The organism is Gorillibacterium massiliense (genome assembly GCF_000455485.1).
GTDB lineage: Bacteria > Bacillota > Bacilli > Paenibacillales > NBRC-103111 > Gorillibacterium > Gorillibacterium massiliense.
Genome location: NZ_CBQR020000101.1, coordinates 112,640 through 136,508 on the forward strand (window position 1 = coordinate 112,640; position 23,869 = coordinate 136,508).

Here is a 23,869-nt window from a genome sequence, read left to right on the forward strand (position 1 = left end):
GATAGACGTCTTTCTTATCTTAAACTTTCCAGAAACCGACTGCAACAAATCTCCCCCGCCAAAACTGGCGCGGAAAACGAATAACGGCATCGCGCCGCCTTGAGTAAAAGGCGGGGGATGCCGTTTTTTATTGATATGCGCGGGGCAACAACTTGTTTACAGATCAGAAAGAATGACTGTGTAATAATCGTTTACGTTTTTGCTGCGGAAGCCGACAGACTCATAGAGCCCCAGCGCCCGATCGTTGTCCGTCGCAACTTCCAGCAAGAAGTGACGGATGCCTTTTGCGCGGTACAGGTCAATCACAACGGTAAGTGCCGTTCGGCCATAGCCGCGGCCGCGGAATTCCGGAAGTACACTGAAGCCGAAAATGAATACGCCATCGTTATAAGGACTGATCCGCAAACTGCCGATGGACTCGCCATCCGCTTCCACCACGTAGTAGGTTTCCTTGGTGTCCAGCAGCGTTCTTTTCACATATTCCGAGGCTTCTTCCGCTTCCATATCGAATCCTTCGCTAGCCAGGCGGATGAGCAGGGCAAGATCGTCAAGGGATGCCTTGCGCAGTCTGATTTCTTCGCCGCCAGCCGTGACGCCGCTGCGGTTCGTCTGCCCGGTTTGTGCCGTCGTATCAGCAGAATCCTCATCCTGCCGTTCCATCCAATATTCGGCGGAGGAGAATTTCGCTCCGAGCTTTTGGGTTAGGAAGGGTTTGCCTGCCGCCGAGCCCCGCTGGCACATATAGATCATTTTCGGTATTTTCCGTTTGCGGCATTCCTTCACCGCTTCGTCTGTCAGTGCCCTAAAAACACCTTGCCGCCTATATTCCGGGTGCACCATCCCGCTAAGTTCGATCTCTGTGGATTCAATTTTGTACATACCGAGAAAACCCACAAGCTTGCCATCCGCATAATAGAGAAAATCGTTGGTATCGTCCGTCGTGCGGGCTTCGAGCATATCCCAATTCAATTTAAGGGTAATGCTATCTTCCCGGTTACAGCGCTCCTCCAACTCCTTGATATCCTTCAGCTCGTTTTCCGTTAATTGCTTTCTGGCTTGTATTCCTTGTTTCCTTAGCTCCAAACCTTTCCCTCCCTCGTCTTTTCCTGACACCGTCAGTATAGCAGATTCGGTATCGGGATAAACCGGAAAGATTGGTTATAATGATCGCCTTATTTCGCGAATAATACCTTTATCAGCTCTTCATTGACAACGCGGCCATTGCGATCCACTAAACCGAAATCCATCTCCTTATAGCTCCAGTACGCCCGGCCAATTCCGCGAGCATCCAACAGCTCCACCACATCCCGAACCCAACGGACAGCATCCTCCGGCTGGGCCTGATCAATGACCCCAAATTCTCCGCAATAAAGTTGATTGCCGGTATAGGTCATAAAATGATCGGCATGGCGCAAGTAGGTCTCAATCAGTTGCTTGTCGTTCTTCTCCCATGCTTGACGTCCAAGCTTATGCAAGTATTCGGGATGCTTGTTAAGGTATGCCTGCACTTCCGGCATCTCGCCGGGGTAATGGATAACGCGGCCGTATTCCAGAATATCTTCGCTGAAGGCAGCAAGCTGATGCGTAAAGAACAGCGGATCATAGTGGTGGAAATTATAAACCACACGAGGATCGTCGGTTAAGGTCAACTCCTTAAGGGTAAGCACGCTGTTGGCATCATTGCCGCCCACAAGAATGACACGCTCCCCGTCCACTTCTCGAATGGCCTCCACCGCTCTTACGTAAAGCTGATTCCACTGGTAGTCGGTGAAGTCTGAGATTTCGTTGACAAGCTCGAACACCAGCCTGTTCCCGATTCCCTTGTACCTTTCAGCCAGCATCGTCCAGATCGCCAGAAAGCGGACCCTGTTCTCCTCGACATTAAGCATCGGATTGGGCTCCGGAACGTACCCGTACACTTGGCCCGGACCCTTGTGCAGATCGAGAATGACGTTAAGTCCATGCTTCTCGCACCAGCCTAGACAGCGGTCGATCCTTTCCAGATTGGCTTCGTTGTACGTCAATGGTGCATCCCCGTTCTCGAGGATATCAAAATCCACCGGCAGCCGGACATGATCGGCGCCCCACCCGGCGATGACGGCGATATCTGCCTCGGTCACGAAGGATGCGAAGTGATCGCCTCCCGCCAGGTTGGCAAAATATTGCGAGAGCCAACCTCCCAAGTTGACACCGGCTCTATAATGGCTGTAAAAAATCATCGAATATCCCCTCCAAATAAGTCCTTAGCTCTTCGTTTCGCTTATGGCCTGCTGCCCTCTGCTGCGGTATTCGTTCGGCGTGCAGTGAACATGCTTTTTAAAGGCAATATAGAAATTGCGTGTGACTTTATAGCCGGCCTTCTCAGCGATTTCGGACACTCCCCAATCCTTCTCGACCAGCATTTGTTTGGCCGCTTTCATGCGGACTTGCGTTAAATAGTGATGATAGCCGATCCCTGTCTCGTTTTTGAACACTTGTCCTAGGTAAACCGGATTCATATAAAAAATGCGGGAAATGCTCTTGAGCGTAATCTCTTGCGCATAGTTCTCATTAATATAGGACTGCATTTGTTCCACTACCTTGCCCGGCCGGTTCCTGTGAGCCATGTACACGTAATCTACGATGTTGACGCAGGAAGCGTAAAACTGCTCCTCCAGTTCGTCAAGCGTATGTTTATCCAACCATTCGTCGAGCTTGAAGCTTTCGCCCAAGGCTTCGTTAACATCTCCGTTGATTTTGATCAGAATGCGCAGCACACCCATTAGGTTTTCCGTTATGATGCCGCGAATAAGGGAGGGATCGTAGCTCAATTCCCTGAGGATCGAGAACATTTTCCTCGTTTCGTCCCGCACGGCATCCAAATTCAGAGACCGGATCGCTTCTTCCAGCCCGCTCCGTTCAAATTCAGCGATTTTATTCCAGCTTTCAACGGCAGCGCCGTTATTGACAATATCCTCATAACCGATGGCCTTATTCCGGCCCAGAACGAACTTGCCCTCAACAGCCTGATTCGCCTTCGAGCAGCAAGAAGCAACGTCGGCCAGGCTATCTACGGATTCGCTATAGCCTACCGTTACTTGTCCATCCAGAACCTCTCCGCATTTCTCCCTCAGTTTCTCTGCAAGCTCGCGCAATTCAAAACAGAATCGGTCTTCCGCTGGGAACATATGCAGAACGACGTATCTTCCTTGCTCATCCGTCACCATAAAGGGGGTACCGAACGCTAGCGTCTCGTCCACCGCCATTCGGAACAAGGTGTCCCGCAGCATCTCTTCATCCTCCATCTCTTCCGAAGAGGAATCCCCGTCTCCCTTCCAATCTACGACATATACAGTGTACCGGTATCCTTCCAGATTAAGCTTCATTTCTGCCGCTCGGTCCAAGAGGCTGGAGGCATTCGTTCCATGCAGCACGTCGGCGGTCCATTTCTCCCGCAATGCCAGCATCCCCTTGTCAAAAATTCGGTCACTCTCTCTAATCCGGGTAAGCTCGTCCTTGACGGCGAGGACGGAATGGAGCAGCTCCTCTCCGCTAACGGGCTTCAGCAAATAATTTTTGACGCCATAACGAATGGCTTCCTGGGCGTACTGGAAATCGCTGTAGCCGCTTAATAAAATAAACTGGCAGCGCGGAAGCTCGGGAATCGTCTTGCGAATAAGTTCCAGCCCGCTGAATACCGGAATTCGGATGTCAGTGATCACCAGGTCGGGCCTTTCAGCCACGAGCAGACGAAGCGCATCTTCTCCGTTATCCGCCTCGCCTGCCAAGGTGAACCCAAGCTCCTCCCAATCGATCAATTCTCGCAGTCTGGCCCGGATATAGGGCTCGTCATCGATGATCACGACTTTAAACACCGAAACTCCTCCTCTCTAAGCATGGGCATTTTGATTTCGATCTCCGTTCCTTCGCCGTACACACTGTTTATCATGAACGTCCCGCGGTCCCCATAATACAGCCGAATCCGGTCATACACGTTCTTTAGTCCGATATGGCTGTCAATTCCGGGATCAGTCCGATCCTGCAACACTTCGCGAATTTCCTCCAGCCTCCACTCTTCGATGCCGATGCCGTCGTCCTTTATCCGAATGACGATGTTCTCCGCTTCTCTTTTTACCGTCAGCAGCAGAAAGCCGCCGCCCTTCTTAAGAGTGAGGCCATGGTGCACCGCATTTTCGACCAGCGGCTGAATGAGCATTTTCGGCAGCCTGCAAGACAGCGTTTCTTCCTCGGCCTCGACGTGCCAAGCGAATTTATCCGGCATCCTGAAGTGTTGAATGGCCAAATATTCTCTAATGAACTTGAGTTCCTCTTCTAATGAACTGTGATCCTCTCTCCATTGGATGCTTCGCCTGAAGCTGTTCGCTAGAAATTCCACGATCTTAGACGTTTCCTCTTTGTCGTTACGAATGCCGTAGAGAACCGCATCCAGTGTATTGAAGAGGAAATGCGGATCGATCTGGCTCTGCAGCCATTTCAGTTCGGATTCCCTATTCTTGATCTCCATATCCTTCTGGGCCAGCTGCATATCGTAAACCTGGCGTACGAGCGTGTCCAACTTGGCCGCCATCGTATTGAACGTATTTCCCATATAGGAAATTTCGTCCTGTCCTCCAAAACTCACCGCCACCTCGAAGTCTCCCCGCTCCACTTTCCTCATCTTGACCACCAGTTCTTTGATCCTTCTGGTGATGCTTCCGGACATGGTGAAAGAGATCAAGATTAGTAAAACGACCAATAGGGCAAAAGCTCCGATCTGATAAGCCTTCGCCGACTGTGTCACCGCGAGAATGGAATCCTCGGACGCCGTCTTGGCAATCGCCCACCGTTCTTTTGGAGACTGCAATAAAGAGAAGGACAGACTCGCCAATCTCTTCGCGCTCTCTTCGCTCTTGATCTGCTTCACGAGAATGCTGTTGTCATCCGTCCGGGCATCCAATTCCGACCCGCCAGCGTTTTGGCCCAGCTCCTTGCGATCGGTAGAGGTCAGCACAATTCCATCGGGACCGATGAGATAGGTTTGGTTTCCTTCCCCCTGCCCTTTGATAATGTTGTAAAATTGATTCTCGTCAATATAGAGGACGACCATTCCGACAATCACGTTATTCAGATCGAGCATTCTGGAGAGCATAATGTACATTTTCCCGGAGGCGGGATCTTCTTGCAGCTTCCACAAAACTTTCCTGCTCGCCAGCGTCTCTTCGTAGAGCTTGTCTTCACTGGTTCCAGGCGTGATGGATGCGATCTCGAAGTTGTTGTAAAGCAGCGTGTCGTTTTTCGTAAAAATGGTGATTTTTTTGATCTCCGGCCTAAGCGTCAGATACCGAGTGAACAACGGTCTAATGAGATTGTAATAGCCTTCCATGCTACCTGCCGGATTACTGTAGCTGGAGTAGAAATACATCCATATTTTAGGGTCGAAACTGATGTCACTGGATAGGCTGACAAATGAATTCAAATAATATTTCGTCGTTTCCGTTACCTGCAGCAGATCCTGCTTCTCTACGGACACGGACTGTTCCTTGAGGGAGGAATCTAGCAGCTTCATGGAATAGATGCCGAGCGTGAGCAAAGGAATGGCAAGGGCCGCCATATAGGAAAGAAGAAGCTTGGAGCGGATTGTGCGCAGCCGAATTGGCTTCCACCCTGTAAACATTGCTCCAAGCTTCTTCATGGCTCATACCTCCAGGTTCTTAGGTGTCAATAGGGAACTTATTGTTGAATGCCCCAAAGCTTAAGCCGTGTCTGGATGGCTTCAGACATCGCTTTCTCCCAATCCCCAATCTTGCTCTCGCTTTGCAGCTTTTTCACAAAGGCAGTCCATTTGGACTCGAAGGTGGCATCGTCTTGGGACATGACGATATCCCCTACCACGATATGGCGCAATTCATTCGCTTTCGTGCTCGCCAGTTCCGCCTTGGAGCCGGATTCGATGGGAATCGTCCAGGCGAAGCCGTAAGGCGTTCTTGTGCCGGTCGTATCGAACAGTTGACCCCAATACTTGACTCCATACTGCTTCAGCACATTTTTCGTCTCGTCGTCGTAGGAATTGTAAATCGCATTGGTATTGAAAGGAGAGGCATAATCGCCGTCGTCCAGCTTGATGGCGCCGTTATATTGCGGCCACCAGGTCAGCGAGTTAAGCCCTTGCTGCCAACGGTAGGCCGGATCGGAATTCCACTTTTTTGTCACCTCTGGCTTTTGCACGCGCTTGCCGTCAACGATGTCGTAGTGAACGCCTTCGATCCCCCAGTTGAGCAAAATGTTGCCTTCGTCACTCAAGAGATAGTCCATGAATTTGATCGCCGCCACCGGATCCTTGCAATTAACCGATATGCCCATGCCGGTATCGTAGGATTCGCTGTAGACTTGGCTTCTGTCCTGGATGCCCGCTTCCGCGACGATCGGGAATCTGGCGTAAGCCCGCTCCGGCATGCCCGCTTGGCGCAAGGCAGCCTCGTCCTCGTTGATCAGGCCGGCATTGTAGATCATGGCAAGCACTCGGCCGCTGGACACTTGGGAGTTGAATTCGTCGTACTTCGTAATAAAGCCATTCTTGTCGAGCAGGTTGCTTTTATACAGCTTGTTGAGGAATTTTAAATAGTTCTTAAAGTAATCGGTCGTATTAAAATAGGTGACGTCGAATGTCTTCTGATCAACGTAGGCGTCCGAATCGTCGGTAAAGCCGTTTACCCACAGCGCCGGATTGTTCACCGTCTGGTTGTACCCCCAGGAATCAGCCCACAGTCCCCAAGGAATGAACGGCTTGCCGTCGATCTCTTTGTTCTCGGCCGTGTATTGCATCAGCATGTTATAGACATCATCCAACGTTTTCAGCTTTGGATACCCCGTTTTTTCCAGCACATCGTATTGAACGAGCAGCGTGCCGCCAGGCTCCACGATTTCCTCCGGTCGGTTCTTCGGCGATGGAAGGAAGTAAATTTTGTTGTCCTTCGGATTGCGCAGCTTGTTCAGGGAATCTCCCCATGCTTTCTTGATGTTCGGACCGTACTTATCAATCAAATCGTCCAGCGGAATCAACGCCCCTGCATCGACGAAGTGTTCATCAATTCTGTCCAGAATATCGGGATATTCACCGCTTGCGATCATGACGCTTCTTTTCTCGTCCGCGCCCGTCCCGGAGATAACCTGCAGGTTGATGTTGACGTTTGCATTCTCCATCAGCTTCTTCCATACCGGCGAATTTGTCAGGCTGGATTGCACTTCCTCCGTGAAGGTAAACATACTCAAATTCGTTGTCTTCGGGGCAGCGCTTTCATTTGTGCTTTGCGAGCTTTGACCGGTATTGCCGCCATTCGAGCAAGCCGTGAAGACGGCCATCGCCAATGACATTGCCAGAAGACCGACGAACTTTCTCTTGTTTCCCCTAAACATAGATGTCTCGCTCCTTATTGTAATTTATATTATAGACCAGTAGCCCGATCAATAATATCTTGGTCGTCCATGTAGACGCATTGCCGGATATTACCCTTTAACCGCCCCCAGAGTCATCCCATGCACGAAGTATTTCTGCACGAACGGGTACACCACGACAATCGGAATGGTAGCCACGATGGTGATGGCCATTCGGATGGATTGAGGTGTAGATACAACCCCGGTTCCTCCCGCCAGCTTGTTTCTCAGGTCAGCGTCGTTCTTCACGCTCGCTGTGGATTGGGACAATATTTTGACCAACTCGTATTGCAGCGTCGATAGATTCTTGTTCGTGGTATAGATGAACGTATCGAACCATGCGTTCCACTGGTCGACGGCCACAAATAACAGAATTGTCGCTATGATGGGCATCGATAAGGGGAAGATGATTTTCGCGAAAATAACGAAGTCGTTGGCACCGTCGATCTGCGCCGATTCCTGCAGACTTCCGGGAAGCCCGTCCATGTAGCTGCGGGTTACCAAGAGATAAAAGGGCTGCAGAAGCATCGGAATCAGATAGACGAGAAAATTATCAAGAAGGCCAAGGCCCTTGATGACGAAGTAAATCGGGATCAGGCCGCCGCTCACGTACATCGTGATAACGAATAACCGCTGCAATAGTTTTTGGAAAATAAAATCTCTGCGGCTGATGACATAAGCGAGCATCGCCGTGCTTCCTACCGATAGCACCGATCCGATGACTGTTCTCAAAAACGAATTGCGAAACGCAGTCGTCAATTGGGGAAGGTCGAAAATAATCTTGAAGTTGTCGAGCGTAAAGCTTCTCGGCCACAGGTAGATTCCTCCGCGAAGCGTATCAAGCGCATTATTGAAGGAGAGCACCAGAATGTTCCAAAAAGGATACAAGGTGACGATGCCGATCAGCACGAGAAGGATCCCGTTAACGGCATCGAATAACCGGTCGCTTGTGTTTCTTTTGATTCGATTGGCCATGATGTCCTCCGTTATATCGCTTTGCCTTCGATGAATTTACCGGACAATTTATTTGCCGAGAAGAGCAGAATCAAACAAATGATCGAGTTGAAAATGCCCAATGCGGCGCTCATGGAGAACCGGGACATCTGCAGCCCATAACGATACGTATATACCGCCAGATTGTCGGAGTACGTCAACGTCATGTTATTGCCCAGCAGATAGCTCGGATCGAAGCCCGAAGCGTTAAACAGGTTGCCGATATTCAAAACCATCAGAATGGCGATCGTCGGCATGATGCCGGGCAGCGTGATATATCGGATCTTGCCGATTCGGCCCAGTCCATCCACCTCGCCCGCTTCGTAGAGCGTCTTATCAATAGAAGTAATGGCTGCAAAATAGATGATCGCAGTCCAACCGACTTCCTTCCACACTTGACCAATCGTGACGATCACCCAAAACAGCTTGCCTTGCGCCATCCAGTTGATCGGATCGTCGATGATCCCGATCCACATCAGCAAATTGTTGACGACGCCTCCGTCCGTAGACAACACGGTATAAAAGATATTGGAGACGATAACCCAGGATACGAAGTGCGGCAAATAAGAGATGGTTTGAATGCTTCGCTTGAAAAATCGGGTTTTTACTTCATTCAGCATGAGCGCCAAAACGATCGCGCATGCCGTCCCGAAGATGACATTCAGGACACCCATGACAAAGGTATTCCGCACAATCTCGTAAAACCGGGGATCAACGAGAAATTCCTTAAAATATTGAATCCCTGTCCACTCCGATTTCAGAACGCCGATAGCCGGCTTATAATTCTTGAAAGCCATGAGCCAGCCGAATAATGGCGTATAGGAAAAGATGATCACCCACGCGACGAACGGCAGGCACATCGCCAACAGGTAGCGCTGTCGGACCAGCTTTCGCCAGGTTCCCGGCCTTAACATTGATTCTCCCTCCTTCTTTTCTTTCTTCCCCCCCATTATAAAAAGAAGTTGCATCCCGATATAAGGACGCAACTTTATAGATAAGGGAAAAAAAGATAGATAATTGTAATCGCTAACAAAAACCGCGTTCCAATTAGAAAAACCTTCCTGTGTGCTCTTGCCGATTATGCGAGCATAAAGCCATTAGCGATGGCGTACCTTCCCCAGTGGGGCCGTGCGCCGTCAAGATCGGTGAAATCGTACTCCTCGGAAAGACCCCAACTGCTTAAGCTTTGTCCCGATTTGGCGTGGTAGTTGTCCGGATCGGCGGCAAGTGCTGCGATGGCACGGCCTACATAGTAGGGAGTTTCGGATTGCAAAAAATTCGGGTCTATCGCCGCGGCTTCCCGCCAATTCTCCTCCGTCACGCCGAAATGGTCCAGCATCGCCTCCGACCGCAGGAAGCCGGGAGTAACGGCCACCGCGGATACGCCGAAGGTCTTGAGATCGGCTGCCATCGCTTCAGCGAGATGGACGGCAGAGATTTTTGCCAAGCTGTAATAGAGACTGCCCCGATAGCTATAACCGACCCCATCTGTAATTTCCACGATCAGTCCTTGCTTCCGCGCAGCCATCAAAGGTGCGGCGAAGCTGCTGGTGATCATATGGGAGTGGACGGCTCTTTTTTGAATAAGTAGCCCATTATCCAACGAGTGCTCCCAAAAGGGCTTGCCCCATTCCGTCAGCGGATCGCCGCCCCATACGTCGTTGATCAGAAGGTCGAGCCTCCCGTTTTGTTCTTTTGCGATGCGTTCAAATAGAGCTTGTACTTCGGCTGGCTCCGTATGGTCGACTCTTACGGGGATACCTTTGCCACCTTGGGCGTTGATGAGCTCCGCCGTCTCTTCGATGGTCTCCGACCGCGCCATGTCCGAAGCGGCGCCTCTCACACTCCGCCCTGTGACGTAAACCGTCGCCCCTGCCGCCCCGAGACAAACCGCGATGGCCCTGCCTGCTCCCCGGGTCGCTCCGGCTACCACCGCCACTTGATTCTCCATTGGGCGGCAGGTTTGGGGAATATGACGCTCCGTTGCTGTTTTCGCCATATTTATCTTCCTCCTCATCTCCTAGTCTTCATCATCTAGTGTATCCTATGTATAAGACAGAACCTGTCATATATATAAGGGTATAATGAGGTTATGGAAAGATGAAAAGATAGAGGCGGAGGGGCGTTATGAAGGCGGACCGTTTGATATCAATGCTTTTATTACTCCAACACAACGGCCGGATGACGACCCGGGAACTGGCGGAGGAGTTGAAGGTTTCTCCGCGGACCATTGTCCGGGATATGGAGTCACTGTCTCAAACGGGGATTCCCGTTTATGCGGAACGCGGGCCTCATGGTGGCTGGGCCCTTGTAGACGGGTTCCGCACCTCGCTGACCGGTTTGAAAAAAGATGAGCTGCTGGCGGTATTGGCCGCTCTATCCGCGCGGCTGCCAGAGGAAATGGGCATCAGCGCTTCCTATAGCAGCGCCTATCGGAAGCTGATCGCCTCGCTTCCGCCCTCCGCCCGCAAGGATGCGGACTTTTTCCGCCAGCGGCTGCACATCGACGGCGCCGGGTGGCGCCGCTCGGTAGAAGCTCTCCCGTACCTGCCCATTGTGCAGGAGGCGGTATGGGAGGACGCGCCACTGCAGCTGCTCTACGGCAGTGCCGGGGCGAGTGCTCGCGGCGGCGAGAAAAGCGCGGGCGCAGGTGGGGCTGAGGGCGGCGGGCCGATGTGGCGCACCGTTTATCCCCTCGGCCTCGTGGCCATGGGCGCCATTTGGTATCTGGCGGCAGCTGGCGAGGACGGGACGGTGCGCAGCTTCCGGATCTCCCGCATCGCGGGGGCGGAGAAGCTGGCGGGCACGGTTACCCGCCCGACAGGTTTCGACTTGGCGGCTTACTGGGAGCAGTCAACGGCTGCCTTCCAAGCCGCCCTCCCCCGCTATCCGGCCACGATCCGGTTGAGCCCCGCCGCCCTCCCGCGCCTGCGCCAGACCCGCTTCGTGAAGATCATCGAGATGATCGGCATGCCACAGTCCGGAGAGCCGGAAAAGATGGAAGAAGCAGAACGGGCGGAGGCAGCGAATGAGGCCTGCCGCACCCTTTTGCTGAACGTAGAGTTCAACACCTTGGAATCCGCCTGCCAGATCGCGCTAGGCTTTGGAACGGAGCTGAAAGTCGTCGAGCCGCCCGAGCTTGCCGACGCCGTCATAGTTCAAGCCCGGCAGGTGCTCGAGATGTACGAGAACGCTCCCGCCAAGAAGACCAATCCACCTTCCTCATAGAACTCCTACAAAGGTGCTAACATAGAAAACCAGCGAAATTCCTGCAAAAGAGAAAGTGCAGGTTATCCGCTGGTTTTTTTGATTATCGAGCAATAGAACGATAAATTCCTGCACAATTGCAGGCTTTGCTGCTGCAGCCAGACTCGGGAGCATATCTCCCCCTTCTCCGGCCTAAAATGCCGCCAGCAGGACCGACACCCCAAGGACGACGATGCGAGCGAGGCTGGTGATGACGAAATTTTTCACCGCCAACACGAAGGTGCTCCGCTTCGATTGCTCCTGATCGAACTTTTTGAGATTTTTCAATAACGGAATGATGGTCAGCAGAATGAGCGCCAAAAGCAGCGGATGCACGCCAATGATCAACAGGAAGATGATATCCACGTAGGAGAAATAGTAGAGCATCCGAAACAACAGCAACGCCTTGGGTTTGCCGATATAGACTGGCAGGGTGTAGCGCCGGTTGGCGATGTCCTCCTCCATGTCGCAGATATTATTGGCCAGCATGATGTTGGCGATGCACAGCATAGCCGGGATGGATATGCCGAAAAGCAGTACGATCTCCAGCAGGCCGATATGCAAATCCGCCGTCCAGTCTCCTGAATGAAGGTTCAACGTCAAGCCCAGCAATTGGCCGTGGCTGGTATGAATGAGGGCTGCAATGAAGGTGATGATGAAGCCCATGAATGTACCGGAAAAAAGCTCCCCCAGCGGCATCCGTGAAATCGGTACGGGTCCGAAGGTATACAGAATACCTGCTAGAAATGACAATCCGCCGATGGCCAGCACCAGCCAGCTCGTGTTCAAGAACAAGAGGAACCCCGCCACCGAAGCGATCCCCAATAGCGTAAACAAAAGCGTAACGACCGTCCGCTCGCGAATGCCGAATTTGACGATGGCATTGTGGTCCTCATAGCCGTAGCCGGTGGTTTTGTGGGCCTTTTTGAAATCGTAATAGTTGTTGATCAGCGTCGTAGTCATATCAAAGCTCAAGAGCGAGATGAACATGAGCGCGAAATTCAACAGATTAAACTCATCGAAACGGTACAGCGCATACAGCGTGCCGATGGCAAAGGGAATCATGCTGGCGACTTTCGTTCGTAGTTCGACCAATTTGAAAAAGCTTGCGATCGTCATGCTGCATCCGTCCTAACGTGTTGTCGTATCGTGCCGCTATAAGCGCCAATCATTCAACGCTACTATACGTTTTCCTCCAATGGTTTGTCCAGCCGACTTACAGATGCACTGCGGCGATGGCGATTTATGACCCGGCAGCTCATGCAGCACCGGCGGGTCTCTCCGCGCTGACTGTAACGGCTAGTTTTAGAGCCATCCTTGCTGGATGGCCCTATCCTGGATATCGCTTTGTTCAACTACCTTCTTCGTTAAATACTTTCACTCAAGATAAAAACTATTTTTTCTTAACCGGTATCCAGATTTCCCCAGTAACATTTACAGCCATGCCATAATACATTTCGAATTGAGGTCCCTCAACTTGTTCATAACCAGATGTCGGAAACCACTCGGAGTATATTCGTTCCCACAGTTTTTGCAAATCGCATTGCGGCTCCGGGAAAATAGCCCATGTTAATGCCGGGACAGAAAGCTTTGTAAATCTTTCTGGAATTTCAAGCCCCTTCGGTAAATGATAACAAATCATGTACTTGAAGGATTCTCCCGTGTGATCATATAAGGCAGCGTGCAATACGGTGTCGCCAAAACGTCCTAATATTTCGTTCATAAGATCAACACTGCCATCATCATCACATTTTTTGCGGAATTGAGGAACTTCGGAAAATGCTGTTTTCATGTCCATATTTATTAAGTCATAAACTCCAAACATCTCAAAAGGCCCTCTTTGTTCAATTCGGTAATTCATCTCGACATCTCCTTTTATTGAGATATGAAAGGACATTCGAGGATAGGCTTTTAGAGAGATGCCTTGATCTCGCGCAGATATCGGCATGATCCCATGAAGATTCTTAAACGCCCGTGCAAATGCTTCCGGCGACTCATATCCATATTTCATAGCAACATCGATAACCTTCGCATTTGTTGTCTGCAGTTCAAACGCTGCCAACGTTAACCGTCTACGTCGAATGTACTCCGATAACGTTACTCCAGTAATAAACGGAAACATTCGCTGAAAATGATAAGATGAGCAGCAGGCAATCTGCGCTATTTTCTCATATGAGATTCTGTCGGCTAGATTTGTTTCGATATATTCCATGGCGTTGTTCATTCTCTCCAACCAATCCATCGCATTCCCTCCCTTCGAGATAAATTTTATCGAAGATAACGATTGAATACCGTGCATTTTCTGCACAAAAAAGTCAGCAAAAAAATCCTAGAGATAACGAAATGTCTAATCGGATATCGCTTATTTCGAGTTGGGTATGTCCGGCGAATCCTTCTTCTGCGAGTGACGGTTTGGGATATTCGATGGAAATGATAAGGGGAGTATCCTCCCCTTGCTGCTATGTCTCTTAGTGCTATCTCATCGAATAAACGAGCTTCTATGTATGCATTTGCTTTTATGACCAACTACATGAACTCATTCCAACCCCTCCTTGACTCTTGTTTCAGGCAGGGTATTGGTTTTTTATCAGTATAAAAAATAAACTGACTGCCGAATCTACACCGGAGGCCAGCTTGTTCACGCATCCTCCGGCTGTCATTTTTCATAGCGTTCAGTCAGCTTTATTTCTTGCACTTCCAGATCAGATTAACGTTTCAGCCTTTTCGATTCATACATGGACCTGTCTGCATATTTGATAAGTGTCTGCAGATCATCCGTATCATCAGGGAATTGACTCATGCCAAGGCTGGCCCCAATTCTGATCTCATATTCCTGAATGAGGAAAGGCTCTCGTAATGCCCGGATAACTTGATCTGTAAGTTCGCCCAACACATCTTTATCGATAATATTGATAATTGCCGTGAACTCATCACCGCCCAGACGGAAAATCGCTTGACGGGCACTAACAACATTACTAAACCCCTCCGGTATGAACGCTATATCATCCAGCAGAAAGCGGATCCGGCCCGCAATTTCGGTCAGTAGAATATCCCCGACACTGTGTCCGAATTCATCATTGACCGCTTTGAAGCCGTCTATATCCATATATAGTAGTGTAAATCGCTTATGTTCACGGGAGAGTCTGGCCAAGATTTCATGGAAAGAGGTACGATTATACAAATCCGTCAATTGATCGAATTGGGCGAGCTGGAACAACCGAATCTCATTCTGCTTCTTAATCTCAATCTCCGACTCCAGCTTGGCGATCAGATTGATCGATTTAATAGCCGTACTCAAATGGCTCGCCAGCGACAAATAATTCAGGACATCCAGATTGGAAGACTCCATAAGCATAAAACCGAAATGATTGTCTCCGACATGGAGCAGCTCTGCTAAATAAGTGAACCTTCGATCAACCGGAAAAAGCCCCTCTCTCTTCCGTCCCTCAAACGTCGCAGGCTTGTGGGATATCTTCTCCACGCCTTCCGAAATTTCAAACTCCAATATGCAATCCTTGAAACTTCTGTTGCCAGAAGGATAATGGAACACCATACTGTTCGATATATTCAGCTTGTTCATCCCCACCGTGAGCACTCGATATAGATTCGCCTTATCATAGGAGGTCATAATCATCTGATCAATTTCTTCGATCAGCAGATGATAGTAATCCTTTTCTTCATTCTGCTTGGCAAGCATCACCAACTCCTGCTCGAACTCCTCTAGATTTCTCACCAGTTGACATCCGCAGGATTCCCGATATTCTATTTTGCCGGCGACGCCGCTGATCAGCCTGGTGCTGCCTGTCTCGATATACTCAATCAGCCTTGTTGTTCCCTGAAAGGCAAGGGCTCTGGTCGGGTAAACAATACTCGTAATGCTAGGTGTTGCGTAATGCATGCGTTGTCCGTCCTCATAGGAACAAATAGCGATGTCCTCAGGGACGCGGTACCCTCTCGATTTCAACAGAATTTGTACGGTATACGCCTCTTCCATCGTCATGGCGATGATCACATCCGGGGCAACCTTACGCTCGTCCAGCAGAATAGAAACGGCACGCTGCGCCCTTTCGTACATATTCAGCCCGGTGAGCTCGGACTCGCTGATATACAAGTCAAGATCCAGTAGACCGGCTTTATCAAGCGTCCGTTTGTAGATATCGTTTCTGCCGTCATAAGACCAAGGACATATATAGGCTATCCGAGTATAAGCATGTTCCCGGATCAAATGAAGAATAAGCTTCCGCAAATAATAACCCCCATGCATGAAATTGCTGGGGATATCTTCGAGCTTCTTCCCGATACTGAACATCGGCACATCGACCATCTGTCTTAGCCTTTCGAGGTTCTCACCTTGAACAGGCAGTGTCCAGCCAAGAAAAATCAAGCCGTCAAGATGGAATTCCCGAATTAAATCAGTGATCACAAGATGCTGTGACTCAACATTGAGCAGCTCGTTAGCGTTCATATAACCAAATCGAATCAAATTAGCATCGTTTGTCTCGCAGGCATCGGCTACGCCTTGAAACAGAAATCTGACATTTTCGTTCTTCAACCAGTTGTTTTCTGCCATAAGTCCAATTGTAATCCGCTTCAGGATACTCGTCTCCCTCATTCTTAAATGATCCCGATTATAAAACGCGCCCATTTTAGACCATGCTTAAAGAGCCTATATTACTATAGTACTATCTCCGTAGGAAAAACGGTAAATATTTATGCCCTAAAGCCAGTTGTTAAAGAGACTAGCCTTATCATTGAGTTCGCTTCAACTGATGAACAAGCATTTAGAAATTATAGATTTGAAAACAAAAGTTGAAACGCAAATTCCAGATGGTGTTGTACTTATGATACGGTTCATCCCACACCAACGGTTCGCGCCTTTTCGACTACTCACGCCTCCCCGGCGACTTTCAGCGGACTAGCGTACATCCGGCTATATGGGCCGTCGGCGTTTACCAGGCTGTCATGATTGCCTCGCTCCACAATCTCACCATGGTCGACGACCATGATGGCGTCGGCATCGCGGATAGTGTTGAGCCGGTGGGCGATGATGAAGCTGGTGCGCCCTTGCATCACCTTCAGCAAGGCGTCTTGGATATGCAGCTCCGTCCGTGTATCGATGCTGCTGGTAGCTTCGTCGAGGATGAGGATCGACGGCTTCGCCAGCATGACCCGGGCGATCGCCAAGAGCTGCCGCTGGCCCTGGCTCAAATTGCCGCCGTTCTCCGATAGGAGCGTTTCGTACTTGAGCGGCAGCCGCCGGATAAACCCGTCGGCATTAGCCATGGCCGCCGCCTGCTCGACTTCCGCATCGGTAGCCTCTGGATTGCCGTATTTGATATTTTCCTTAATGGTTCCGGAAAAAAGATACGTATCCTGCAGCACGATACCGAAGGTTTGCCTCAGGCTTTCCCGGGTGTAGTCCCGGATGTCCCGGCCGTCGATGAGGATGCGCCCTTCCGTCACGTCGTAGAATCGGGTGAGCAGATTGACGACAGTGGTTTTGCCCGCACCCGTCGGTCCCACCAACGCGACGCTCGTGCCCGCCTCCGCGGTGAAGCTGATTCCCCGTAAAATCGGCACATCCGCCCGGTAACCGAAGCCGACATTTTCGAATACGACGCGGCCTTTCGGTTCTGCCAAGGGAATCGCATCCGGGCGGTCTACCGTTTCCTCCCCTTCGTCCAAAACCTCGAACACTCGCTCCGCCCCAGCTACGCCGGATTGCAGCACGTTGTAGATATTGGCCAGATCGTTCAGAGGACGGACAAATTGACGGGAATAACTGATAAAACTGGCGATAATACCGACGGTTATATGGCCTTTAATGGCTAATATAGCTCCTACGATAGCGACGGTAGCAAAGCCCAGGTTGTTGATCACGTTCATGATCGGCATGAGGAAGCCCGACCAGATTTGCGCCTTCAAGCCGACCTCCGCCAGCTTCCGGTTTACTTCTTCAAACTCGGCGATGGCCTTCTCTTCATGGTTGAACGCCTTGACCACCTGCAGACCGGAGATACTTTCCTCCGCATGTCCATTCAGCTTGCCCAACTGAACCTGCTGCTCCTTGAACAACGGCCCTGTTTTGCGGGTAATGCTACGGCCAAGCAAATAGACCAGCGGAACGGTAATCATACTGGCCAAAGTTAAAACCGGACTCAAGATCAGCATCATCACTAAGGACCCGACGATGCCGATAATCCCCGCCATCAGCTGCGTTGTCGTTTGGGATATGGTGTTGCTGACATTGTCCACGTCGTTGGACAGCCGACTCATTACTTCCCCATGGGAGCGTGCATCGAAATACGCCACTGGAAGCTTCTGCAATTTGGCGAAAAGCGCCTGACGCAGGCGTGCCACCACCCGCTGGGCGATTCCCGCCATCAACCATCCTTGGATGAACGAGAGCACGGCATCCGTTACGTAAGCGGCGATGAGTACGAAAATCACCGTCTCCAACACGCCAAAGTCGACATCTCCGCCCGTTATGGACATGGAGTCGATAGCTCTGCCGATGAGGTAGGGACCCGTCAGCCCCAATAGAGCACTCATCACAAGAAACACCAAGATCACCGACAGCAGCCTGCGCTCATCTCCGATATAGCTCCAGATCCGGCGCAAAGTGCCCTTCAAGTTTTTCGGCTTAGCTACCGGCCCTCTCCGGTGGGGTCCGCCGAAGCCGCCGCCGCGCCCGCCGGGCCCCGGCCTATCGCCAGGAAACGGCACGGTCGAAGCGTCCGTTCTAGCATTCGCTGGACGAGACATAGCGCAGCGCCTCCTTTCCCATTTGCGAGCGGAAGATTTCCCGGTAAACCCGGCAATCCGCCAGCAGCTCATCATGGGTTCCGCTGCCGACAATGGCTCCGTCATCCAGCACAAGAATACAGTCCGCATCCATCACCGAGGTGATGCGCTGGGCAATGAGCAAACAGGTCAGCCCTTCCGCCGCCTGCTTCAAAGCCCCCTTGATATTAGCTTCCGTTGTAGCGTCCACTGCGCTGGTGCAGTCGTCCAGAATCAATATCTCCGGCTGCCGGACCAACGCCCGGGCTATGGACAGCCGCTGCTTCTGGCCACCGGAAAAATTGACGCCACCCTGGCCGATGCGCGACTTGTAACCTTCCGGAGATGCCGTAATAAAATCATGTGCGGAAGCGATCCGCGCCGCCTGCTCCATTTCCTCCGGCGTTGCGTCTTCCTTTCCCCACCGCAAGTTCTCTTCCACCGAGCCGGTGAAAAGCACCGTTTTCTGCGGAACGACAGCGATCCGCTCCCGCAGGCGATGAGGCTCTAAAGTGCGTATATCCGTGCCGCCCACCCGGATCGAACCCGATGTCACATCGTAAAAACGGGGAATCAGATTAACCAGCGTGCTCTTCCCTGAACCAGTTGAGCCGATAATGCCGACGGTTTCCCCGGGCAAGGCGGTGAAGCTGATCTCCCGCAACACTGGCTCGCCAGAAGCGCCGTCATAGGAAAAGGTGACATGGTCAAAATCGATGCGGCCTCTCACTTTCTCGCCTGCACCGGCGTCGGTTTCCATTCCGGCGACGCCCTGCGACACACTCAAAACGACAGATGACTCGGCGCCTCCGGAAACATTCTCCTGGAATACTTCCCCGATCCGGCTTGCGGAAGCCCGGGCCCGCACGAACATGTTGAACACCATGGAAATCATCATGAGCGAGGTCAAAATTTGCGTCATATAGTTGATGAACGCGATGATATTGCCGACCTGCATCCCATTGTTGTGCACCCGCCAGCCGCCCAGCCACAGCACCACCACGATGCCGAAATTGACCGTGAGGGAGATAGCTGGGTTGAATACCGAGAGTGCCCGGTTGGCAGTAATGGAACGGCTTTGAAACTCACGGTTGGCTCCATCGAATTTTGCCTGTTCGTAATCAAAGCGGTTGAACGCCTTGACCACGCGCACGCCGGACAAATATTCCCGGCTGATGCCGTTCAGCCGGTCCAACGCTTTTTGTACCCGGGTAAAGAACGGAAAGCCTACCTTCATATTGGCGAAAATCAACACGCCCACCATCGGTACGACCACCGCTAAAACGACAGCCATGTGGATATTGAGCCGAATCGCCATAATTAGACTGCCGATGCAAAGCAGCGGCGATTTTACGAGAATGCGCATTAAGCCGTTCACGAAGTTTTGCAATTGCGTCACATCGTTGGTGAGACGGGTGACCAGAGAAGCCCGGTCGAATTTATCGATGCTTTTAAAAGACAAGGTTTGAATGCTGCGAAACAAATCCGAGCGCAAGTCCGCGCCGAAGCTTTGGGAAACCCTGCTCGAGATCAAGTTCCGGGCCGTCGCCATCACAGCGCCGAATGCTGTAATAAGCAGCATCAATCCGCCCAGCCGCCAAACGGTGGCGAGACTCCCCGAGCCCACACCCTTGTCGATGACCTTGGCCATAATAGTGGGCTGCAGCAGGTCGCAAAGCGTCTCGAAGGTAAGAAAAAGAACCGCGAGTGCAAAGGACCTCCCGTATTTTTTAAGGTAAGGATTAAAAAAGGCCATGCTCTCCTCCATCTGTAAAACCGCCCGCAGACGGTTATGTATTCGCCCCTTTTGTTACCATACTCCTCTCCCGCTATCTTGAAAAGAAAAAAGAAACCGTTATTTCCCCCTGTATCTACAGGACGAATAAACGGCTTCTTATATATGCTTCCTAGTTCCCGAAAATCTTCGAAATCAAAAACGCTTGCGGATCTCTGCCCTTGCGGGGATTCCATTCTCCGCCGTCCGCCGACAAGTGCAGGCTCTCCCCATCGTCAGCCGTCAAGGTAAGGCAGGTCTCAGTCAAATGATTGCGCAGTCTGCACAACCCTTGCTCCAGCTCTACTTTCCTCCAGAGATACGCGGAATCTCTCGAATCATTGAAGGTCGCGAGGCTAACCTGGCCATGCTCTTCCAGTCCTCCCGCAGCGGCCAGATACAATCCCGTCGCTGTATGGCGGAGCCGAAAAAGACCGTCTCTAACATCTTCCGTATCCCACCGCTGATCTTGTGATGTATAAGAGAGGTCTTGCACATGAACGCCGGAAACGCCATTCTTCTCATCTACCCGGACAGCCAAGAAGCGGTCGGCGGCGCAATTTTTCAAACGGATTCCAAGGTTCTCTCTCGTCTGCGTGCGGACAGCTCCCAAAGCGGGGTCATAGTCGATCGCATCCGCCCAGCTCAAACTCATTTCCGTTTTCCCGGAAAAGACTAAAGGCAAAAAGACATAAGACGATTGATGATAATCGCTAGGATCCCAGCGGTCGCCGATATACAGATAAATGGTTTCATCTTTCCCGTAAATCGGAAGAACAAAGGTTGGCTGCGTGTCGAAGGTCGTCCCATCCCCTAAGGGGAGCAGTGGAGACCAACGCCCTGTGAGACTTTCCGAATAAGCATAAGCACCTTGGTTCGGCAACCATCCGGTGCACGCGGAAGTCAAAAGATAGTACATTCCATTTCGTTTCATCACGGCCGGAGCTTCCCGGTATTGGCCTGGCCAAAGCGTCTTGACCTGCTCCTCGATGCTCATATAATCCTCAGACAGCCGGTACATATGAAGATCGGCATTGTCCCTGGCAGCAGACAGGAAATAAGCGGTTCCGTCGTCATCGCAAAACAATGTACAGTCTCGGGACATATATCCGATTGGATTGAAGCTGCCGTGATACACATAGTCCCCATCGACGGTGTCGCAGGTTGCTACGGCGCAGCGGGCGTCATGATAATCCCTGCCGTTCTCCCAGTGCATCCACATCACATATTTTCCGGTCTTTTCGTTATATAGCACCTTTGGACGTTCGATAACGGCTCCCTGCGAAGAAACCGTCCCATCTGCCGCAACAGGCTCTAACTCCAAATTCGTTCGATAATAAACCGGTTTAACGGAAGAATCCAACGTCAGAACATCCCGGCGGAACTCCCATTCTTTCAAGTTCTTGGAGCGGCAGCAGGATACCCGGCGTCTTCCGGTTCGGTTTTCCCCAAACCAATAAATGTATTCGTTGTCATATAAAAAGCCCCCGCCGTGGGCATGAATCTCCCGCCCTTCCGTATCCGTCCAGCGCATGCCGTTGAGAATTGCTGCTGATTCCATTTTTGCACGATCCCCTCTTCTTATATAAACGGAACAAATGAACCTCGTGACAACGAACGCTACGCGTTTATTTTCTATAGTCAAAAGCCTGTTTTCGGAATTTCTGCCGGGGCTTCTTCATAAGGCGGTTCTGAGCCGGTGCGAATTGCGTAAATGCGCCCATGGGCTAGCTTCATCTGCTCAATAAAGGGTTCGTATGGCCGCTGGCACACATCGACAGCGCCGATCTGGTAGTTCTCGCCGTCAAACCGGCCCAGCGCCGGCTGGTCCGACAGTTGAAAGTAATGGGCTCCGATCAGCTCCGGGATCGCCGCCGCCCGTTCGATGTAATAACGGTATGCCTGCCCTCGCTCCTCTTGTGTCGCCACGGCCTTGATACCGTAAGCGGGCAAGCCAGAATCCGCGGCGCCGAAATGGAATTCACCGATCATGACCGGACGGTTCAAGCGCTTTCCAATCCGCTCGATCAACTCCCGGTCCGGCTCAAACCGGTAGCAGTTGATGGAGAATACATCGAAGGCTTCACAACCTTCCAGAATGGCATCACTGGATACCCACGCATAACGCATGCCCAAATTGAGGTGATGAGGGTCCACTGCCTTGCAGGCTCTGGCTGGAACCTCCACGTACCGGCGGATCAAAACCCGGTCGAACGCGTCATAATCCGCCTTGCGGACTCCGCTCTCGGGTTCCGCATGCGCATTGCTTTCAGCTAACTCCTCAAACCGGTGAAAGCTGCTCCCCCATGCCTCGTTCAAATGTATGATGGTTTCGTATTTTTCCTCCAGCCAACGGACAAATTGCAGTTTGCTGTGAAGCGGAGACGGATGCGCCAGAAGCAATTCCGTCAAATTCAAGCTGTCCACAAACGCCCAGTGGGGCTCGTTGCGCATGAAATAGCCGACAAGGCGCGGTTCGTCTTGAAACGGAAGCAGGCCAGAGGCGAAGCTCTTGGCATTCTCCTCGTATTCGGGGCTGAATACATCGGGGAAGTCCCGGAAAATCGTCTCCTTCGTCTCCGGGAAGCCCTCCATCGGATAAACATAGGGCAGCGAGGAGCTTCGGATAAAGGATGAATCCGACCAATTGGCGATGGTATTGGTTCCCCAAACCTTAAGTCGCCCTTCCGTCAGAGCCTCCCACCTTTCTCTCCACGAATCCCCGTACACTCGTATCAGGTTAGCAACAGAATAACTAAAGCCCTGGGGCGTCCATGCGTCACGGACAGGTCCTATACGGTCCGGCAACGGTGGAAGCAGGTGCTCCATCCCCGCAACCTTCATCGTGTCAAAAGGCCCGACGCAATCCATTCCCGTACTGAACAGACCGTAGCCGTCGGGGTCAACGAACCACCAGCTACTTCCGTCAAATACCGTGCGAAAATAACCCGTGGAAGCGAAAGCGGCGCCCTTCCATCCGCCATAACGTCCAATATCATCCAGCAGCGGGGATGCCTGCATGGCAGCTTCCTCCTGCTCTAGCCTGAGCTTCATCTCTTCGTGGGAGCCAGTCTTCCCCACCCATTCCTTTTCGGCTAACTGCCCCAGTTCATCCAGATAAGGCTGATATTCATAACAGAAATCCGGTTCTCTCATTCTCAGTTCCAGGCCGGACAGCTTAAAGGAGCGGAGGGATACGGAAGGAGGCGTGGAAATGGAAACCCGGCTGATTCGGCTGCGATCCACAGAAGAATCGCCTCTCAGCACCGATTGGAGCACTCCGGGATATCGGGGGAGAAACAAACTCTCACCTTCAAGAACCTTCAGGGGAATGCAAACCCGCGTCTTGACATGGGGCAGCATCCCGTAGTGAACGTCAATACGGCGACCCCCCGACTCTATAAAGGAAAACACCAACACCAGCACATCATGGCATTCATGATAGATATCTCCCGTTAGGTAGGCGTATTCACTCCAAACTTGTGAGTTTGAGCCGTCAGGACACCATAGCAGGCTCCCGCCTTCCGGAGGAGCCGTTACCGCCAGCCCGCCGCAATCGTTCTGCTCCAACCGGGTGTCCGGACTGGCGGTAAAGGATTCAACCTGCAAGACATAGGTCATGGACATTGGATTCGCCTCTCATTTCAGATCAACTCTGTTCAG

At 51.5% G+C, this 23,869-nt stretch carries 16 protein-coding genes; 1 reads left to right on the top strand and 15 read right to left on the bottom strand.

What is annotated here, in order from left to right; all coding sequences use genetic code 11:
- Positions 1-156: 156 nt before the first annotated feature.
- The 8 genes from TJ79_RS12995 to TJ79_RS13030 all read right to left on the bottom strand — a co-directional run bounded on the left by TJ79_RS12995 (position 157) and on the right by TJ79_RS13030 (position 10,354).
- Positions 157-1,083 (bottom strand): GNAT family N-acetyltransferase, encoded by a 927-nt coding sequence (locus TJ79_RS12995; RefSeq protein WP_052339559.1) that lies wholly within the window; start codon positions 1,081-1,083, stop codon positions 157-159.
- Between the two features lie 89 nt (positions 1,084-1,172).
- Positions 1,173-2,219 (bottom strand): glycoside hydrolase family 5 protein, encoded by a 1,047-nt coding sequence (locus tag TJ79_RS13000; RefSeq protein WP_040950740.1) that lies wholly within the window; start codon positions 2,217-2,219, stop codon positions 1,173-1,175.
- Positions 2,220-2,243: 24 nt separating this feature from the next.
- Positions 2,244-3,854, bottom strand: a complete 1,611-nt coding sequence (locus TJ79_RS13005; RefSeq protein WP_040950741.1) for a response regulator transcription factor — start codon at positions 3,852-3,854, stop codon at positions 2,244-2,246.
- Complete coding sequence (locus tag TJ79_RS13010) at positions 3,839-5,671, bottom strand: cache domain-containing sensor histidine kinase (protein WP_040950742.1); 1,833 nt, start codon at positions 5,669-5,671, stop codon at positions 3,839-3,841. Before TJ79_RS13010 ends, TJ79_RS13005 begins: the two co-directional genes overlap by 16 nt.
- Positions 5,672-5,709: 38 nt before the next feature.
- A complete protein-coding gene (locus tag TJ79_RS13015; RefSeq protein WP_238322995.1) occupies positions 5,710-7,350 on the bottom strand; it encodes an extracellular solute-binding protein in 1,641 nt (546 codons plus the stop codon).
- 132 nt (positions 7,351-7,482) lie between these two features.
- On the bottom strand, positions 7,483-8,385 hold the full coding sequence (locus TJ79_RS13020; protein ID WP_040950744.1) for a carbohydrate ABC transporter permease: 903 nt from the start codon (positions 8,383-8,385) through the stop codon (positions 7,483-7,485).
- 11 nt (positions 8,386-8,396) lie between these two features.
- The gene (locus TJ79_RS13025) at positions 8,397-9,317 is read right to left on the bottom strand and encodes an ABC transporter permease (RefSeq protein WP_155987873.1); all 921 of its coding nucleotides are present in this window, start codon (positions 9,315-9,317) and stop codon (positions 8,397-8,399) included.
- Positions 9,318-9,481: 164 nt separating this feature from the next.
- The gene (locus tag TJ79_RS13030) at positions 9,482-10,354 is read right to left on the bottom strand and encodes an SDR family oxidoreductase (protein ID WP_040950778.1); all 873 of its coding nucleotides are present in this window, start codon (positions 10,352-10,354) and stop codon (positions 9,482-9,484) included.
- A gap of 200 nt (positions 10,355-10,554) precedes the next feature.
- On the opposite strand from TJ79_RS13030, the gene TJ79_RS13035 reads away from it, so the two are divergent.
- Positions 10,555-11,631 carry a helix-turn-helix transcriptional regulator gene (locus TJ79_RS13035; protein WP_238322996.1) on the top strand — a complete coding sequence of 359 codons (1,077 nt, stop codon included), beginning with the start codon at positions 10,555-10,557 and terminating at the stop codon, positions 11,629-11,631.
- Between the two features lie 171 nt (positions 11,632-11,802).
- Here the strand turns inward: TJ79_RS13035 and TJ79_RS13040 are convergent, their stop codons facing one another.
- From TJ79_RS13040 to TJ79_RS13070, 7 genes are all read right to left on the bottom strand, one after another.
- Positions 11,803-12,768 (bottom strand): 1,4-dihydroxy-2-naphthoate polyprenyltransferase, encoded by a 966-nt coding sequence (locus TJ79_RS13040; protein WP_040950747.1) that lies wholly within the window; start codon positions 12,766-12,768, stop codon positions 11,803-11,805.
- Positions 12,769-13,042: 274 nt separating this feature from the next.
- Positions 13,043-13,891, bottom strand: coding sequence for an AraC family transcriptional regulator (locus tag TJ79_RS13045; RefSeq protein WP_040950748.1), 849 nt, complete (start codon positions 13,889-13,891; stop codon positions 13,043-13,045).
- Positions 13,892-14,356: 465 nt separating this feature from the next.
- Positions 14,357-16,261, bottom strand: a complete 1,905-nt coding sequence (locus TJ79_RS13050; protein WP_162162955.1) for a substrate-binding and GGDEF domain-containing protein — start codon at positions 16,259-16,261, stop codon at positions 14,357-14,359.
- A 275-nt stretch (positions 16,262-16,536) separates the two neighbouring features.
- Positions 16,537-18,414: an ABC transporter ATP-binding protein gene (locus tag TJ79_RS13055; protein ID WP_081756893.1), complete on the bottom strand. Its 1,878-nt coding sequence runs from the start codon at positions 18,412-18,414 to the stop codon at positions 16,537-16,539.
- Positions 18,392-20,188, bottom strand: a complete 1,797-nt coding sequence (locus TJ79_RS13060; protein WP_040950750.1) for an ABC transporter ATP-binding protein — start codon at positions 20,186-20,188, stop codon at positions 18,392-18,394. The genes TJ79_RS13055 and TJ79_RS13060 overlap by 23 nt, the downstream gene beginning before the upstream one ends.
- A 151-nt stretch (positions 20,189-20,339) precedes the next feature.
- Complete coding sequence (locus TJ79_RS13065; RefSeq protein WP_052339561.1) at positions 20,340-21,767, bottom strand: family 43 glycosylhydrolase; 1,428 nt, start codon at positions 21,765-21,767, stop codon at positions 20,340-20,342.
- 80 nt (positions 21,768-21,847) lie between these two features.
- Positions 21,848-23,833 (bottom strand): beta-galactosidase, encoded by a 1,986-nt coding sequence (locus TJ79_RS13070; RefSeq protein ID WP_052339562.1) that lies wholly within the window; start codon positions 23,831-23,833, stop codon positions 21,848-21,850.
- Positions 23,834-23,869: the final 36 nt, after the last annotated feature.